Origin of the sequence: Pseudoalteromonas sp. SR41-8 (assembly GCF_014163915.1) — a bacterium.
Lineage (GTDB): Bacteria > Pseudomonadota > Gammaproteobacteria > Enterobacterales > Alteromonadaceae > Pseudoalteromonas > Pseudoalteromonas rhizosphaerae.
Genome location: NZ_JACJEE010000004.1, coordinates 115,193 through 133,168 on the forward strand (window position 1 = coordinate 115,193; position 17,976 = coordinate 133,168).

Here is a 17,976-nt window from a genome sequence, read left to right on the forward strand (position 1 = left end):
ATATTCCCTTATAACGTAAAGTGTATTGAAAATATACCCAAAAATCTCAGCCTCGCTATTACGAGGCTGAAATTAAAGTAAGATTACTCTACCGAATCAGTAACCGTTCGCTCTAGCGTCATTTTATAGCCAGTGCTGGTTGTTTCATCATGCTCAAGAATTAATATGTAGTTACCTTCTTGGCTAAAGTCCATATCGCCTTGTTGCATGAGTACAATTTGCTGGCCATTATCTTCATAAAGCACATAAGTGGTGTAAATTTCATTATCGACAACCTGATCTTCTTGATCATACTGATCGATGCCATCAATAATATTTTTAGCATCATCTACGGTTTCACCATTGAGGGTAAATACCACATCAACGTCAGTAATATTTTGCCCCGCGTAACTATCAATTAAGTTAACGACTGTCACCTTATGACTGTAGCTACTTGGCGTTAAGGTTTCTTTTACTGTCATCATTCGCGGGCCGTAATCTTTATCTTTATAAAAAACACCAACATTACTTTGCTCGCGCTCAAGGGTTAGTAAAAAGTTATCAACAATTGCATTTCCTTGCTCATCTAACATAGCAATACTGTAACTGTTTGGAGCAAGCTCAATGTAGTTTGAGTAGCTGTCATTAGCGGTTACTTGCGAAGTGCTGCTTGCGCTCCCCCGCGTTGCACTAAAGCTAGTTTGCGGGTAATCATCAATAGTATTGATAAAACGCAATTGCCCTTGGGCATTTTGATGTTTGAGCGTGGTTACGGTATTGCTTGAAGTAACGAGATCTAGCGTAATACCATGTTCTTCAGTGGCGTAACTTGATCTGATCATCGCAACATAACTGGCATCATCATTTAGGTAAATCGAAGCAGACTCAAATAGCACATCAGTACTGCCGCTTTGAGTTAAATACAGTGTGTAATATCCTTCATCAAAGCTTTGCAGTGCCAGTTCGTTTAAATACCGTGGTGATGCAATTAACTCAGCGGTTTCAAATAAGCCATCATCATTTGCTAAATACACATCAAAACTAATGTCTTCTCCGGCAATATTAAAGAAGCCTAAATTAATAGCCCCTTCATCACTGCCGGTTGGTACACTTAACTCACTGAATGTTGGCTCTGAAAAATCGCCATTCATCACCCATAATTGGGTCATGTCGTCTTTTACCGAAACTGCTTTTTCACTGATCGTTATATAGCTGTCGTTTGCATCAAGGTACTTAAAGCTCACATCATAGTTATTAGTACTGTAATTATGACGAGTGGTAACGCCACCAAAATCAGTGCCTGAGCGCTCAGCATCTTCGATAAATAAACGGGTGTACGGGCTATTATAAGAGCCATTGTATAATTGGATATAACCACTTTTACTCGAGCTTGAGTCATCGCCAGAGCACGCAGTAAGGGTTGCAAGTAAAGAGGTTGTTAGTGCAGTTTTAAATAACGGGCCACGCATGTAATCAATTCCTTATTGTTAATAGTTTAAATTTGACCATTAACAAAAGCAATAATTCCATGATTTACAAAGCATTACCTCAACTTACAAATATTTACGTAACCGTAAATAAATGTACAAATATGCAATAAAAATGCACAGTTTTACACATTAAAACAACAAAAAACCAGCGTAGTTACACTGGTTTTTATGCAAAATATAAGTTTATCGAGTGCGTTTAGAAAAACTAAAACTACCTTCATCAATAATACTGCCCGTTAAATCTCGTGGCGTGGTATAAAAGCTCACATCAAGCTTATTGGCTTGATTATCCAAACTGATATGACTAAACCCCCATACAAAGCTTTTTGACCAAAGCAAATCATATTCAGGATATTGGCGTTCTTGAAACTGTGCAAACGGGGTATGTTTACCACGCATTTTAGACGCAGCGCCAGAAATGATCAGCGGCAATTTGCCAACGCTATTACCGGTATCAAACTTTGAGCAATCATCGGTTAGTAACTCTAAGTCATGCTCGTGGCCGGCAATATAACCATCTGCATATTTGCAAAGAGTTGGCATTAGTAATTTACGCAGTACGTGGCCTTCACTATATTTAGTGCCCCCAATTGACCATAAAATATGATGCCCATAAACCAGTTTCCATTTAGCAGTCGAGTTTGCAATGCCTTGTTCAAGCCATATAAGCTGAGCTAGGTCTTCATCATTTTGTGGCCCTTCATGGGGGTCGTGTACTTCAAGATCTGCGCGGCCATCACGTATTGATTGTTGCTCATCTGCTTCGCTGCCATCTGGGTTTAGCGGCACATCATAATAACTTTGCCCTGCCAGTAACATATTGGTATCGAGTACAAAAAACTCTACATCGTTACCCGGCTCACCTATTTTGTAGCTATAGTAGCCTTTTTCGTCTAGGTGAAAGTTCGCTTGCTCTGCCATCCATTGCGTTTGTACCGCTACGCCTTTGCGCGAGCTTTTCCAATCATGATTACCTAATGCGGAATACACCACTAAATTAGGCTCAGCTTTAAATAATGGCTCAAGCGGCGCATACACTAAGTCGTGTAAACGTTTTTGGTCGTCTTTACCATCATTAGCATCGGCACCATCAGGGTATACGTTATCACCGAGCTGAATAGCAAATTGGCACGCTTTTGTTTCACACAATTTTGCCATTGCGATCCCCACAGCCTGAGCGCCCCCTTGCTCTGTAGCAATCTCAGTGCCTGGATAAATATATATTGGTGCATGGTCAAATTCATCGCGAGGGCGATAATCTTCTAACCAATCAGCAAGCTCTGCGGCTATAAACTGTTGCTTGTTTTTAGGGTTGGTTATGTGTTTAGTTTTTGGATAGTCAACATGATAACCACCATCACCAAAAGCTAAAAACTCAATCTTGTCGGAGGCTTTTTTACTGGTACTTGCGACGTCAGTACTGCTTTGTTTGTTACTTTGAGCTGTGCAACCAACCGTTGCTAAACATGCGGTTAGTGCAATATACAAAATAGTTTTATTAATCATAATACCCTCAACAATGAGCCTACTGTTAAGCAGGCTCATATGTTCACCTTACAAAGAAGAAAACGTAAAACCTAGCTCAAATGTACGACCGTAAGATTCGTACTGGTAGTTGTAACGTTTTTCGCCGTGGTACAAGTACATTGGTTCATCTGTTAGGTTGGTGGCATTGAAATACACGTTCATATTATCGTTTAAGTAATATTTACTGCTGAAATCCAATTGCATGTGGCTATCTTCATAAACCGCCATATCAGCATCATCAAACTGGAAACTCTCACTCTTATATGATGCGCTTAAACGAGTGCTAATAGCATGATTTTCAAAGCCCACAATGATATTTGCCACTGTGTCTGCTTGATTTGGTAATTTTTCATCCGCATCAATAAAGGTTCCGTTTGCACCAAGCACAAATCCTGATTTAAAGGTTTTGTTCCAGTTTAGCTCGATCCCCGTTAATGACGCTTTACCGCCATTAACCATTTGCACTACTTCGTCAAAACCATCCCAATCACCGTTATCTTGTACTTCTTGTTGAATAATAAAGTTGTCGATGTCTTTATAGAAAACACCAGCAGATAACACCCCAATGGAACCTGGGTAATATTCGATTGATGCGTCTAAGTTCATTGATTCATAAGGGTCGAGAGCTGGATTACCGACTTCAGCTTTACGCTCTGTAACCATTACGCCTTCATCTTCAACTGTTTCAGTTTCAATTAATTGGTAAGCGGCCGAATCGCCAAAGGTTGGCCGCGCGATAGTATTGGTGTAAGCAAAACGGGTCACTAGTTTATCGCTGATGTTATAGCGTAAATTTAAGCTTGGTAAAAAGTAGTCATAATCTTTACTTACTTGCCAAGGCGTTGTGGTAACAGTTTCTGTATCACTTACTTTATCGACTACTAAGTCAACTTGGTTACCTTGCGTTTCAAACCTAGTACCTTCATAACGCACGCCCGCGACAACATGTAACTTATCAATATCCATGCTAACCATCGCATAAGCGGCGGTAATATCTTCATTACTTACATAACTTTGACCATCAGATTCAACTTGTGACTCATTACTATTGAAAGCAAACGCCTCTTTATTTTTTCTCACAAAGGCTTGAATCGCGCCGCGATCAAGGCCCGGTCCAAAACTTCCCAAATCAAAGTCAGGTGCAGGCGCGACAAAGTCGCTACCAAGAGCATCTAAAAAGTCGCCATCATAAATAGCAACCTTTACATCATTACGCTTTTCGCGATTTTGATGTTTGAAACCAAACTTAAATTCACCATTATTATTTTGCCACACAAAATCACGGCTGAAGTCGAGTTTAAAGCTAAGCTCTTCGTCTTCACTAAGGTTATTGGCCGCTTCAATTTTATCCATCTCAAACAGGCTTAAATCGTGGGCATTAGTCGATTGGCTTAATAATGGAGTATCAACGCGCGCAATGTAGCCCATATCAATATCTTTACCAGCGAAGGTCACATCTAAGCGGTTTGGCTCTTTTTCTTCTGATTTAGAATAACCAACATTATATTCAACAAACCAATTATCTAATTGATTTTCACCACCAAGCACCAGTGAAAGAATACTTTGTTCTTCATAACGGTCTTTGGTATCGCGGTCCATTTCTGCACCACTAAAGTTTGCACCGCTCTCGTTGCTATCTAATAGTTTGCCATCGCTAAACTTATACTCATTACGTTGGCGATACTCATCATCAGAAAAGTCACTATATAGTGTGCGTAAATAATATTTATCAGTGGCGCCGCTGTGTAAATCTAAATTAAGTGCTGCACCTAAACGCTCACGGGTAATTTGATACTGGCGTTGCTCAATTTCTTCAGCGCCAAATAATGAGACCTTGTCGCCAGTTGCTGCATCTTCAACATCAAATTCACTCCAACCACCGTCGGTCTCCATATTACGTGAACCAAAATCACGCTTAAACCAAGAAATAGCTGTTGCTACACCTAGATCAAGACCACCATCAAGCTCATAAACATTAGTGTAACTACCTGAAAGCTTAGGGCTAGTTTTTGACTCTAATTCGTTATATGAGCCCTGTGCAGTAAAACTATAGCTCTCACCTGCTTTATCAAAGGCACTTAAGCTTTTTACTTCGATAGAGCCACCAATAGCACTGGCATCCATGTCTGGGGTAACAGTTTTACTTACTTCTAAACTTTGAATTAGTTCACTTGGCAATACATCCATCGCCACAGAGCGAACACCGGCCTCAGGCGACGGCACATTTAAGCCATTAACCGTAACGTTGTTTAAATTTGGATCAATACCGCGAATACCAACAAATCGCCCTTCACCTTGGTCGCGAGCGATAAAAATACCCGGTAAACGCTGTAATGCTTCTGCTGCGTTTTGATCAGGGAACTGGCCAATCGAGTCTGCACTGACTACCGATTTTAAATTAGTTGCGTTTTTTTGGCGGTTAATTGCGCCTGCTTGGCCAGCACTTTGGCCATAAACAATGATATTGTCGATGGCTTCTTGTTGCTCACCAATTATAATTTGTTGTGTAAAAACTTGTGAATCAACCACCGTAATTTTTTGTTCTACCGAGGGGGCACCAATGTAATCAACCACTAGGGTGTAATCACCCGCTGGCAACTTATTAAATGAAAAAGAACCATCGCGGTTACTTACCGTATTTAAGTTTAACTCTTTAACCGATACTTTCGCGCCGCCAAAATACACACTTTGGCTGGCATCAGTGATGCGACCTTGCACACGACCATCCGCTAAGGCTGGGGTCGCATATAAAATACCACAACACGCTAATGCAATACTCGATTTGATAAAAGGGTTCATAATTGTTCTCTTGGTTGCTGCTAATGATTTTGATTGTTTACTTGGCCATGCTTGGCTCGCAGCAACACCCTAAGGGGCAATCATGAAAGAAATATGTCAGTACCCGTTACGTCCTTGATAATTAGCCATTGTAAGGGCATTTTAAGTAGTTAAATACGGCAAAATGAGCTGATTTGACCCCCTGTTTTTATGGTTTTTTAATTCAAAAATCAACAATAATCCGTTTGAAAAGTTGCCAACGTAAAAAATATGTCATCACTGTGAGCTAATCTGACCCTAGTGGTGTTTAAGCTGTTTGCTTATTCTGCCTATCAAATATACCTATTGAGCTGACAATGAATTTATCGTTTTTAAAATTACATCGCTCATTACTGCTTATCTTAGTGGTGATGTTAACCAGCGTATTAACCCTGACACTTAGCTACGGTCACTATAAAGGCCATAGCCAGATCGATTGGTTTGATGTAGGTGGCGAAGGCGGTATTACTGCCATGACCCTGCTGTGGATCTTTTTTATTCTATTAAGTAGGCCAAAGGGACGAGTAACTAACTTATTATTCTCAGGCCTTGCGATTATGAATCTATCGATGACCCTCGATTTTATTGATGAATTTGTATATTACAGCAATGAACAAGCATGGCTCAGTACCATTGAATCCATTCCTGCACCATTTGGGATGATTTTAATGACCATGGCTTTGTATCATTGGCACCAAGAGCAAATGACCATTAATCAACAATTACGTAATCGCGAGCGCTTTTATCGAGAGCATCAACTCAGTGATGCTATCAGCGGCCTAGCTAGCGCCGATTATATGAAAAGCCAGATCAGCCGCGAGCTAAATTTGCTCCACCATAGCCTGCATGGATTTTCATTACTGATGTTAGATATTGCTCAGTTTGATCGGTTTAATCGTCAATTTGGTGATGCAGAAGGCGATAAGCTGTTACAAGAGTTTGCTCAAGTGATCACCTTGAATGTACGTGAACAAGATTTAGTCTGCCGTTACGCCAGTGATTGCTTTATTGTCATGTTGCCCAATACCGAACTCGCTGTCGCAGAGCAGCTAAGCGTATCGTTAGTCAGTGCTTTAGAAGCGTTTTCGTTTAATAGCAGCGACAAAGCAGTGAGCTACAAACAAAAAGTACACACCAGTTTAGTAGCCGCAACGCACCGTGATTCGACCTCTGGTTTACTCAGTCAATTGCATCAAAAATTACTAACGAACAAAAACTTACATGGACATACTGCGTGAGTGCAAGCCTTAGTAACAGCAGTTATATCGACTCTCCTTATCAAGGTTTACAGTCATGGGCAGCGCAATTAGTTGATTTAGCCAAACACCGAGGGGTACACCCTGATAAGTTACTCAAAGGAACTCGATTATTTTATCAAGATTTTGCAGCTGGAACGGCTTCGATCAGTGTTGAGCAATTTTATCGATTACAAGAAAACTGTCGTCAATTTGATAATCAACACCAACTCAGTTTTTTACTAGGGCGAAAACTACTTAATCACAATCCGTTATATAGCGCATTTTCTCAAGCAGAAAGTTTACGCACACTGCAAAAACTACTCACACGCACTCCTTTGCATGGCTTTAACTTATTTAATGCCGAACATAAATACCACCAAGGCCGACATTACTTCATTATCAACCTCAGCTTCGGGGCAATAAATGCAGCCGTAGAACAATTTTGCTGCGAATTATTTGCCAGTTTTATCGCTGCAACATGTAAATGGCGAATAGGTAATAACAGTGATTTATGTTTTTCGTTTCCCTATGCGCAGCCCTCACACATAGAGCAATATCAAACTAACCTACAAGCCAACTGCAAGTTTTCACAACAATTATTTATGGTCAGTATTAGTGATGAACTTTATAACAAACACTTAATAGATAGCTGTCCGAGCCTACTGCAGCAATCATTAGCAACCATAAAGCAGCACCCTTTACCCGCTGCGCCTTGGCTGCAATTAGTGCGCAATCATATTAGTGCTCAACCACAACAAAACCTCGAAACAGTTGCCCAGCATTTCGCTATGAGCCCCGCCACTTTTAAGCGAAAACTAAAACAACATCATACTCGTTTTAGCGCCTTGCAAGATTGTATCAATCGCCAAACCGCGGTGTTTAATATCGCCACTTTAGCGCAAAGTAACGAAACCCTAGCAGGCGAACTTAACTTTAGCGACTTAACTAACTTTCGCCGCGCATTTAAACGCTGGACTGGGACGACTCCCTCACAGCTGAGAGAATTGATTAACGAACATTAAGTTAACACTTGTAATTAAAGTCCCGCAAATGTACCTTATTAATTGAAATATCGAAATAAGGAAGATCGATGCAGGCATCATTAGAAGATCTAATCAATGGCTGGCAAAATGGTTGCCCGCAAAGTGCTGATGAACTTAAAGCTCGGCTTTACTACCACCTGAAACAAGTTTGTCATGTACATTTAGAAGGTTACCGTAATGAAATCGATTCAACCTATGTATTGCAGCACTTACCGCATACTGGATCGCTACTACATCAGTCACTTATTGAGTTAATTCCGCCACAACAAAGCATTAATCACCAAACACAATTTAATACTTATTTAAGTGTATTTATCCGTAATATTTTACGCGATGAAATTCGCAAGTTTCAAACTCTCAAACGCACTCCTAACGCAGAAAAAATCCAGCAACAAAACGATCAACTAAAACACCAAGAGGATTTTTTAGCATTAGATAGCGCCCTAAATCATCTAGAAAAAAATCATCCGCAAAAAGCTCAAATATTCTCTCAACATTACTTTTTGGGCCTAGATACTAAAGTGCTAGCTAAACAATTCAAGGTCTCACTTGCTACTATTTATCGCGAATTAGATGCTGCTAAAGCGTTTATAAAAGTGCGTATTCAAACAAATTAAGATAATTAATGAATCAATTTAAAGACGCGCTTTCGTGTTTTGAACACTTACTTACACACCATGCCAACAACTTAACCTCAGGATTGCTGCAATTACAACTATCTGATGAACAATTCATCATTGAAGTGAAGCAATTAATAAATGCACATACAAGTAATGATCAAAGCTCATTGTTTAATGACTTATTACATGGCCAATTAAATTTACTTACTAATGATCATCAGCTTTTACAACTGCAAGGCGGCGAAATAAGTCACTTTAGGTTAGAGCAATTAATTGGCTATGGGGGAATGGGTGCAGTTTACTTGGCGACTAGAAATGATGGCCAGTTAAATCAAAAGGTAGCGATTAAGTTATTTTATCCATCCATTTTACAATTACATGGACAAAAACATGTTTTACAAGAAGCGCAATATCTTGCCAAATTATCACATCCCAATATAGCTAGCGTATTAGATGTCGGTAAATGCATTATTGGCACTTACATCATCATTCAATATATAGCCGGTGATACATTAATTAACTACGCAAAAAACCTTTCGCAAAAAGCAAGGTTAGAGGTATTTCAAAAAGTATGTGATGCCGTTGAGTATGCTCACCAAAATAGGGTGATCCATGCAGATTTAAAGCCTTCAAATATCCTAGTAGATAACAATGGTGAACCTAAACTTGTTGATTTTGGGGTTGCGCGTTCCAGTTCCATGAATCATGAAATACCATTACATAACGCATATATAAAAGCGCTTAGTCACGAGTTTGCAAGCCCAGAGCAACTGGCTGGTGAAAGCTTAACAACCCAAGCTGATATCTATAGCCTTGGGCGTATTTTAGAAAAACTACTTATACAACCTATTAGTACAGAGCTTCAAGAAATCATCAATAAATCACTGGCGCCACTACCACAGCAACGCTTTGCATCAGCAGATACATTAAAACAAAATATCGCCGCTTATCTGGCGCATCGTCCATTACTTTGGTTTAAACACTCAAAAACATATATATTAGGTAAGTTTATAAGACGCTCCCCTCTTACTGCTGCTCTAATAACCTCAACTATCGCTTTTTTGGGTGTCGCCTGTATTAGCTTATTTCTTTATCAATATGAACAAAAGCAAGCCGCAAAGCAACAGTATGAACTGCTCAACTTTTATCAAAACTTACTAATTAGTAGCACACCGCTAGCGCCGCAAGGTGCAAAACTGTCGGTATCGGCCTTGTTACTTGCTGGTGTTGAACAAGTAATGCAGAGTCAATTAAGCCCAAAAAACCAACAAAGCGTACTCTTAACCGTTGCCCAAAGCTTATACTTGCATGGAAATTTTACAGCAGCTTTAGATATATTGGCGTTGTGCGATAGTTCGATTGACATGCAAATATTAAAAATTAAAAGTTTAATTAAATTAAATCAACAACAAAAAGCACGAATTCTTTGGCAAAAACTATCGCAGCAAAACCCTCAAAACAGCAACATTAAATTGCTTGGTTGGCTTACTAAAGATAGCTATTTAGCTGGTGACATAAAGCAGATCAAAATAGCTTTTCAAAATAGCGATGCATCCGAACTAAAACTGGAATTATTAATACATATTTTTACTCATCGTGATAATCACCCTATACTCAGCCGTCAATTAATTCTCGAGAATGAAAATACGACAGCAACGTCTGCCTCGCAAAAAGCATGGCAATCGTTAATGAAAAGCAGCCTACTGATAGAAGATAATCAAATAGACCAAGCAATTAAGTTACTAGACTCAACATTAAAAAATGCTGCGAATAACTACCACCCACTACATTGTGAGCTCGCAAAATTAAACCATTTTGCGGCAAATTTATATGCTCAAGCAGGTGCACAACTTGCGCAAGAACAAGCCCTGAATAAAGCCATGTTTATCTATCAACAGCTACTCCCAAACTTTGAACATGAACTTAGTACTGTACTATATGAGCAATATCAATATTACTTAAAAGAACGTGATTATTTGCAAGCAAATAACTTTTTAAATAAACAGCTACTACATTGTTCGACAAGTGATCAAAAATGCATGAAGGGGCGTTATGAAAGTACCATGCTAGGTTTAAGTTTGCGTAAGTACTCACAAACCTTAAAGAATGCAGAGCTATGGCTTGCCAATGGTACACAACAATCAAGCCAATATTACGATATCACCTTAGCAAAATACACGGCGCAATATGAACAAAATACACTGAATAAAACAGCATTATTTGATATTGACCTAACACAACTAAGCAAGCAACAGCAAGTTCAATGGTTAGAGCTTGTGATAAAAACAAATATGTTTAATACTTTAACTTCACAGCAAATGCAGCAGCTCATTGTTTATGCTAAATCAAACTCTCCCTTGGCATTTGAATTAATAGCGACTATTAATAAGCTAAACAATAATCCACACACACAGTGGTTAGCACAACTCGAAAAGCAAAACCATATATCACACTCCACAAAGAACCAATTTAGCCCTGCCAGAGATATCAACGCGATAAGTGAAACAAAGCGAGTTAGCTCGATCACGGCCCCTAAACATGCAAGCCAACTAAAAATAGGCTCTGAATTTACGATTGAATGGGATAGCAAACGATTAATTGGCAATACGATAAGTGTATTAGTCAATCATACCGTCAACTATAAAGTTAACAGCTTTGATGATTTTAATAATTTGAAGAAAATTGATTGGCACCCAGCGGCAACTAATTTAAAAAACACGGGAACAGCCCAAATTGACCCTTATCATTTTATGGCCAATGGCACAAATCGCTTTAAACTTATGCTCATCAGCGATTTAGGCTATTGGAGCCTATCTGATGGTTTCTTTAGTATTGCTTCAGGTAAAACTGTTGATAACGGTTTAGAGCACTTTTTACTAAAAGACAAATTGGTTACAACTATTATCACACCTAAAGCCCTTGATATTTACCCTGTAGGTCAGCAAAAAACGATAACCTGGAACGCCAATAAACTCTACGGACAAACCGTTGCTATGTATGTTCTGCATGATGACTCTCGCGGAATTGGCGATAAGCAACAAGTGGATTTAAATATCGTGAATAATAGGCGCTGGTACCAGTTCGCTGAAGAACTGCCAAATACAGGAGAGTTTAACTTAGACCCTGCACTCTTTAATGGCCGAGGTAACAATTATAAAATTTTAATCGTCTCTGATCTGGGTTACTGGAGTGTTTCTGATAAACGGTTCTCAGTGGTAAACCCGTTGTAATTTTAGTTAAAGCAATCGCACACTAGTGCGACTGCTTTACTTTAACTTTACTTAACCACGCCACTATTTTGATTATCCCGGTGAATTTTAGACCAAGTATTAGGCATTAAACCTGTGCTGTCGGTTTGAATAGCCACAAGCTTACCTGTTGCACTTGCGGCCGATACATTACTTTCAGATAAAGTACCTATGTATAAAACCCCCTGACTATCGATAGCTGGAGAAGACCAAGTTACATTTGCTTTTAAATCATATTGCCATGCAAGCGTGCCATCTGGTTTATATGTATAAAGTAAATTACTTTCTGAAGAAAAGTACACATTACCATTATCGCCAATGGTAGGAGACACATAAACATCACCGGTAATTGCCACTTGCCATTTTATACTTTTATCATTGATATCGAGTGCGTAAAACTCACTATCATCATTATTTTTTGTACCAAAATAAATCGTACTACGCGACTCATCTATCGCTACCGATGAGCGAATGTATGGCGCCTCGAACACCTGCGGGTTTGGTAACTCAAACTGCCAACGAAGATCCAAATTATCATCAAAGCTGTATAAAACTCCGGCTTCAGACCCAAAGTAAATATTATTGTTAGAATCAATAGCTGGAGTAGAGTAAACCAAGTCACCTTCAAAGGTGTCTATATCTTTGAATTCGCCAACTAACTCATAACTATTTAAATCAAGCTTAAGTACGCGGCCTTCATCATAAAATACCAATTCTCCATTGTGATTTACCGCTCCATTTACAAATCGGTCTTGTCGCTCTACACAGTTACATAAACGCTCAAACAAGCTCTCACCCGTTTGCGCATTAAAAGCGCGGATATCTAAACCGGTATATATAACTTGGCCTTCAAAAGCCGCAACCTTGGTTAAACCAGAACCTGTTTGAAAGCCATAATCAGATACGCGTTGACGCCACATTTGCTCGCCGCTACTATTTAGAGCTACTAAATCGCGATATGCTTTTTCAAACTCACCTACTCGCTTATCAACAGTGAAATAAATATTTTCATTATGTACAACAGGGCTTGAACGCACTTCTTCACCATTAGGCAAAGTGTAACGCCACTTTTCACTGCCATTGCGGTTATAAGCTACCATCAAATCACTGCCTGCGGGGTCATTGCGTACATTCTTAGCTGTGCCTATATAAATTGTTTGCTCATCAGCACTAAGTGCCGGTGACGAGTAATAAGCAAAGCTTGTTGTTGGTAATAATTTTTCCCACACTAAGCGCGACGCTTCTACTTTATCTGGCTGTTTATCTGCATCAGATTTTGTAGTTTGTGAGTCATCGCTACCACCTCCACAAGCAGATAGAAGAAGACTGAACGTGAATAAAATTGATGTTTTAACTTTAGGTGATTCAAACTGTAACTTCATGTAATTCCTTAGATAGTTATTATTTATAGCTAAATAAATTTTACGAAGAAATCACAACAATGACAGACACGAATAGCAGTTAAATTTTTCTCATAAATTTAAAATATTTTTATCTGTCTTAATGGCGTTACTAAATCGTTGAGACGAATTACTTATTCTTAGCGTCTGGTATTGCCTCTACAGGCACGCAACTATTAGGGTCTAGCTCAAAGCCCTCGTGCAATGCATTTTGCATTTTAGCTAAAAACGCTTTACTTAAAGGCTCACGTGCCGTGATTGAATGATATTCAACCTCTCCTTTATGTGTACATTTATAAGGATATACATACTGATTTTCATCAATCTCTGCAGATGGGTCACTCATCGCGCACCCTGGTAAAACACCAACCATCAAACAACAAAAAATTAAACGAGCCACAATCACCTCCATACAACACCATAACAGCGGGTTTACCCCCGTTCTTTTAAGGGTTTACCCCGCGTCGGCCTTATAACCTAACATTTACACATTTTACGTGATATAAAATCTCTGCGACGGTAATTTTGCAGGCCACTAAAACGAATAAAAGCGCGATAAAAATTATCGCGCTTTATTTTTGTTAAAACTAAAAGATTGTAAGTGGAGTTAACGCTGTGCGCTTTCTCTTAATGCATTTGTGTTGTTAACAAAATCTTTTGCTTTTTGCTGATCAAATAAGAAATAGTTAAAATCTTTACTGCTATTTCCTACATCATTAGTAATAATAATATTAAACTCATCAGTCACTAACGATAAGTACATTGTATTTTGATCATCAGGGAAGCTAATCATGCCTGTGTCATCAACACTGTAATCAAGCTCTGTATTAATGGTTGTGAAACTTTCATCACTATAAATTGTGATTTTATCTTCATCAAACTTCAAATAACTAACCACCCACTGATCATCTTGATCTCGGTCAACCATATATATATCGCGCCCGATTAAATGTTCGACGTTACTTACTGGTTTATTGTCGGCAACAATACTCATGTATTCTTTGGCATCGTTTTCGCTAGTAAAATGCGGCCAAATATGCTCTTCAAAAGTAGCAATTACCACATTACTCGAGCCAATTAATAAACTATAATTAGCCCCATACATTAATGATGAACCATCGCGTAATATTAATTGATTATCAGAAAATATCTGGTAAGTCCCTGTTGATAGGTTGTTATCTTGATAATATTGAAATGAGTTATTGTCATCAAATTGAAAATAACCAAGCTCGCCTTCCACTTTATAATCATGATCTGTAAAATACAAACGCTTACCCAAGTAGTTATTAGGGCTAATTAGGCCAGTCAAAGAAACAGGGGGCTGATAGCCTATCTGTTGTAAAATTTCATCAGGTAGTGGAGACGAAATAGGCCGCTCAGTTGCTCGATTAAACTTGCGATTATCGAACGTTTTCTCTCTTGGTTCCTCACCTTGGCTATAGGTAAATTGATGCATGTTATTTACATAAATAGTATCTTCGATCTGTTCAATTAGCTTCCATTGCCGAGTATTCCACAACCAGCAATTAGGATCTTGCTCAACGTAGTAACAATCATCTCGTCCATTTAGGTTTCGCGTTATTGTAAGAATGTCATCATCAAGATGCCAGTTACCAGCATAAATTCGACTTTCAGCAACTGATAATTGCCCATCCTCATTGCTGTCGTTCACACTCATCGAAATAGCTTTGCCATCAGGCCAAAGCTCAAACCAAAACTCATCTAAACTCTTACCATCAAAGTTGTAGCTATATATTCCAGGGATTGTTGCAATATTGAATGTCTCTGATTCGTCGATAATGCTGCCAGTACCTACACTCGCATTTTTAATTCCGTCAAATTCACTAAATGCAGCAAACGTTGCAATATCACCATCACTTGTTAATTGCCTAAATAGTATTGTTTCATTATCGTAATCACTCAGTGTGATATGTAATGACTGTTTGTTATTATCTTCTATCATTCGCCAAGTAATAGGCGTATTTCCAAGCTCTGAAACAGCACCTGTTCCATCGTCATTTAACATTAACGTAATCGCACCAAGAGATACTTGATCAACGAAAATATGCGGTGCAGGCAATGCAATAGGGTTTTGAGTTTGCGCGAAGGTAAAATCAACTTGCTCATTTTGACTGAATACTTTAAGGATAGACTCGTTAGTGAGTTGATAATTTTCTAACTCACCATCTGGGTACTCTACATTTTTATACTCAGTTTCTTTGACTAAAAAACCATTTTCAGTTGCCGCAATTAACTTTAGCTCTGCTTTATAAGTAGTAACCTCTTGGCGAACCCGCTTTGTTTCACCATCAATTTCAATATCAGCAGTAGTCTGATAAGCATAAAAACCTTCAGGATTATTTAAGGTATACACATCGTTTTGATATATCCAGTCGAAGCGACCATCATAATTTTGAAGAAGGTAACGACCAGTGCCGTCGTTATCTAATTCAATAACTTGATTAATAGATAAATTGCCACGATTATAGTAAAAAGTTTTAATGTTATTAGTCTTTGTAGACTGAACAACCTTCTCATCAGCTAGCATTTCTTCTTGGGCCTGGCTAAACTCGGGCGTTTGCTCCACTTTTTTAATATACTGAGTCATTTTTTCATTATCTAAAGCCAGCTCTAAAACATTATTTACTCCCTCGGGTAAAGCAAATAATTCATTGCTCGTTGATTTGTCCAAAATAACTTTTATAGCCGTAGCAACCTTAACGAGCTCATCAGCACTAATCTCATTCGACAAGCGTTTCAAGTCTTGCTCGCTTTTAATGTCTACGAATAAATTTTCTCGCGCCAAAAGCGCCGACTTTGCTGTGGTTAGATTAGTAATATTTACCGAAAAGTCTTCGTCATTAGTAAGTACAGCGTCATCGCCCGCTTTCGTTTTCAAGCTTGCAAAGCTCATTAGTCGTGACTGCAACAAAGCGGCTTGTTGTTGCTCTTTACCCTGTGCTTCAATTGTCACCAATTGACTCATATCAGCATCATCGTCAAGTGCTAACTCTAAGCTATAATAACCATCGCTATTTGTCGTTGTCGTGAACTCTTGCGATCCTATTTTGGCTTTTATAGCCGCGTCAATTAAGGGGGAATCTGTTGCTATGCCTTCCAGTGATAATTTAACCAGCTGCTGTTGAATATCAACTACAACATTTTTTTCACTCGTTAAACCTTCACTGTCTGTAACAGTTAAATTTAAAGATATTTTTTTATCTTCGCTAACACTTGGCGCAATAAAGCTAACAGTCCCTGTATTGGTGTTCTCTAATGCAACTGACAACCCTGCATTTTGGCTCCAAAGATAAGTAACGGGGCCTTCATCTTGCACTGTGGCACTGATTGAAATAGCTTGTTTTTCAACTACTGCTGTATCGCTTACGCTAATAACTGGTGCGGTATTTATAGGCTCATCAGGGTGATCAACAAAATCAGATTCACAGCCAGACAATAAAGCCAGCGAAATAGATGCCGCAAGCATTGATTTAATTAGATTCATAAAATTATCCCTTTCGTTGTTATATTTTGTCTACCTGACGATAATAAGATAATGAACAATAAATAACCCATAACGAAATCTGTATAATAATTTCTCACAAAATTAAAATATTTTTTTATTTTCCACTTATAGCAATTTAGGTAATACTGAATTTCTCAATAAAGCCCTTGCTATTGTGACAAATTAACAAATAATGGAGCCACTGTTCACGGGATTAGAATGAGGAAAAATGAACACGATACTAACCACGCAATGTGCCGATGATGTCGGCTTAATAGCGAAAATCACCGGACTTTGTCATCAGCATAATTTAAATATTACCCGCAATAATGAATTTGTAGATAAAGATGCTCAGCGCTTTTTTATGCGCACTGAACTAACGGGCCAACCAGATCCAGATTTTTTAAATCAATTACAAGCTTTGTTACCCGATGGCGCGCAATTAGCACTGCACACTGACGAGAAAACTAAAGTGGTGTTACTAGCGACTAAAGAAGCCCACTGCTTAGGGGGCGTATTGCTAAAGCAATTTGAGCAAGCACTGAATATTGAAGTATTGGCTGTGATTGCTAATTATCCTGACTTAGCGCCATTGGCGAAGGGCTTTGATGTGCCGTTTCATGTGGTCAGCCATGAAGGGCTATCACGCGCTGAACACGACCTGCAAGTGGGTGACTTAATTGCCAGCTACAATCCCGATATCATTGGCCTTGCCAAATATATGCGGATTTTAAGTCCTGAATTTGTAGGCCGCTTTGATGGTAAAATTATCAATATTCATCATTCATTTTTACCTGCTTTTATCGGTGCAAAACCATATCATCAGGCATTTGAACGAGGAGTTAAGATCATTGGTGCAACAGCGCATTTTGTTAATAATGAGCTCGATGAAGGGCCGATTATTATGCAAGACGTCACCCATGTAAACCACGCAAACACTGCCGAAATGATGGCTAAAATGGGCAAAGATGTAGAGAAAACAGTGTTTTGTAAGGCACTGCAATTAGCATCAGAACATAAGCTATTTATTAATGGTAATAGAACCGTCGTATTTAGCTAGGCTCTAGAAATAGAGTAGAATGAAGAGGCGCAACGCCTCTTTATTTTTA

11 protein-coding genes are annotated in these 17,976 nt (G+C 38.8%); 5 read left to right on the forward strand and 6 right to left on the reverse strand.

Annotated elements, in window-relative coordinates; genetic code table 11:
• Window positions 1-83: 83 nt before the first annotated feature.
• From H5162_RS04575 to H5162_RS04585, 3 genes are all read right to left on the reverse strand, one after another.
• Window positions 84-1,448 (reverse strand): hypothetical protein, encoded by a 1,365-nt coding sequence (locus tag H5162_RS04575; protein WP_145235315.1) that lies wholly within the window; start codon window positions 1,446-1,448, stop codon window positions 84-86.
• A gap of 204 nt (window positions 1,449-1,652) precedes the next feature.
• The gene (locus tag H5162_RS04580) at window positions 1,653-2,975 is read right to left on the reverse strand and encodes a metallophosphoesterase (RefSeq protein ID WP_182759726.1); all 1,323 of its coding nucleotides are present in this window, start codon (window positions 2,973-2,975) and stop codon (window positions 1,653-1,655) included.
• A 48-nt stretch (window positions 2,976-3,023) separates the two neighbouring features.
• The gene (locus H5162_RS04585) at window positions 3,024-5,795 is read right to left on the reverse strand and encodes a TonB-dependent receptor (protein WP_182759688.1); all 2,772 of its coding nucleotides are present in this window, start codon (window positions 5,793-5,795) and stop codon (window positions 3,024-3,026) included.
• Window positions 5,796-6,130: 335 nt separating this feature from the next.
• Here H5162_RS04585 and H5162_RS04590 point away from each other — a divergent pair, with 335 nt between their 5' ends.
• The 4 genes from H5162_RS04590 to H5162_RS04605 all read left to right on the forward strand — a co-directional run bounded on the left by H5162_RS04590 (window position 6,131) and on the right by H5162_RS04605 (window position 11,944).
• Window positions 6,131-7,051, forward strand: a complete 921-nt coding sequence (locus H5162_RS04590) for a GGDEF domain-containing protein (RefSeq protein ID WP_182731521.1) — start codon at window positions 6,131-6,133, stop codon at window positions 7,049-7,051.
• Window positions 7,048-8,073: an AraC family transcriptional regulator gene (locus H5162_RS21505; RefSeq protein WP_182731522.1), complete on the forward strand. Its 1,026-nt coding sequence runs from the start codon at window positions 7,048-7,050 to the stop codon at window positions 8,071-8,073. Before H5162_RS04590 ends, H5162_RS21505 begins: the two co-directional genes overlap by 4 nt.
• 68 nt (window positions 8,074-8,141) lie before the next feature.
• On the forward strand, window positions 8,142-8,711 hold the full coding sequence (locus H5162_RS04600) for a sigma-70 family RNA polymerase sigma factor (protein ID WP_145235307.1): 570 nt from the start codon (window positions 8,142-8,144) through the stop codon (window positions 8,709-8,711).
• Window positions 8,712-8,719: 8 nt separating this feature from the next.
• Window positions 8,720-11,944 (forward strand): serine/threonine-protein kinase, encoded by a 3,225-nt coding sequence (locus tag H5162_RS04605; protein WP_182777802.1) that lies wholly within the window; start codon window positions 8,720-8,722, stop codon window positions 11,942-11,944.
• A 47-nt stretch (window positions 11,945-11,991) separates the two neighbouring features.
• Here the strand turns inward: H5162_RS04605 and H5162_RS21245 are convergent, their stop codons facing one another.
• From H5162_RS21245 to H5162_RS04620, 3 genes are all read right to left on the reverse strand, one after another.
• The gene (locus H5162_RS21245) at window positions 11,992-13,344 is read right to left on the reverse strand and encodes a PQQ-binding-like beta-propeller repeat protein (RefSeq protein ID WP_220493513.1); all 1,353 of its coding nucleotides are present in this window, start codon (window positions 13,342-13,344) and stop codon (window positions 11,992-11,994) included.
• A gap of 148 nt (window positions 13,345-13,492) precedes the next feature.
• The gene (locus H5162_RS04615; RefSeq protein ID WP_145235301.1) at window positions 13,493-13,762 is read right to left on the reverse strand and encodes a hypothetical protein; all 270 of its coding nucleotides are present in this window, start codon (window positions 13,760-13,762) and stop codon (window positions 13,493-13,495) included.
• Window positions 13,763-13,969: 207 nt separating this feature from the next.
• Window positions 13,970-16,867, reverse strand: coding sequence for a PKD domain-containing protein (locus tag H5162_RS04620; protein ID WP_182777804.1), 2,898 nt, complete (start codon window positions 16,865-16,867; stop codon window positions 13,970-13,972).
• Between the two features lie 229 nt (window positions 16,868-17,096).
• Between H5162_RS04620 and purU the strand changes: the two genes are divergently transcribed.
• Window positions 17,097-17,927 (forward strand): formyltetrahydrofolate deformylase, encoded by an 831-nt coding sequence (gene purU, locus H5162_RS04625; RefSeq protein WP_145235297.1) that lies wholly within the window; start codon window positions 17,097-17,099, stop codon window positions 17,925-17,927.
• The last annotated feature ends 49 nt before the right edge of the window (window positions 17,928-17,976 follow it).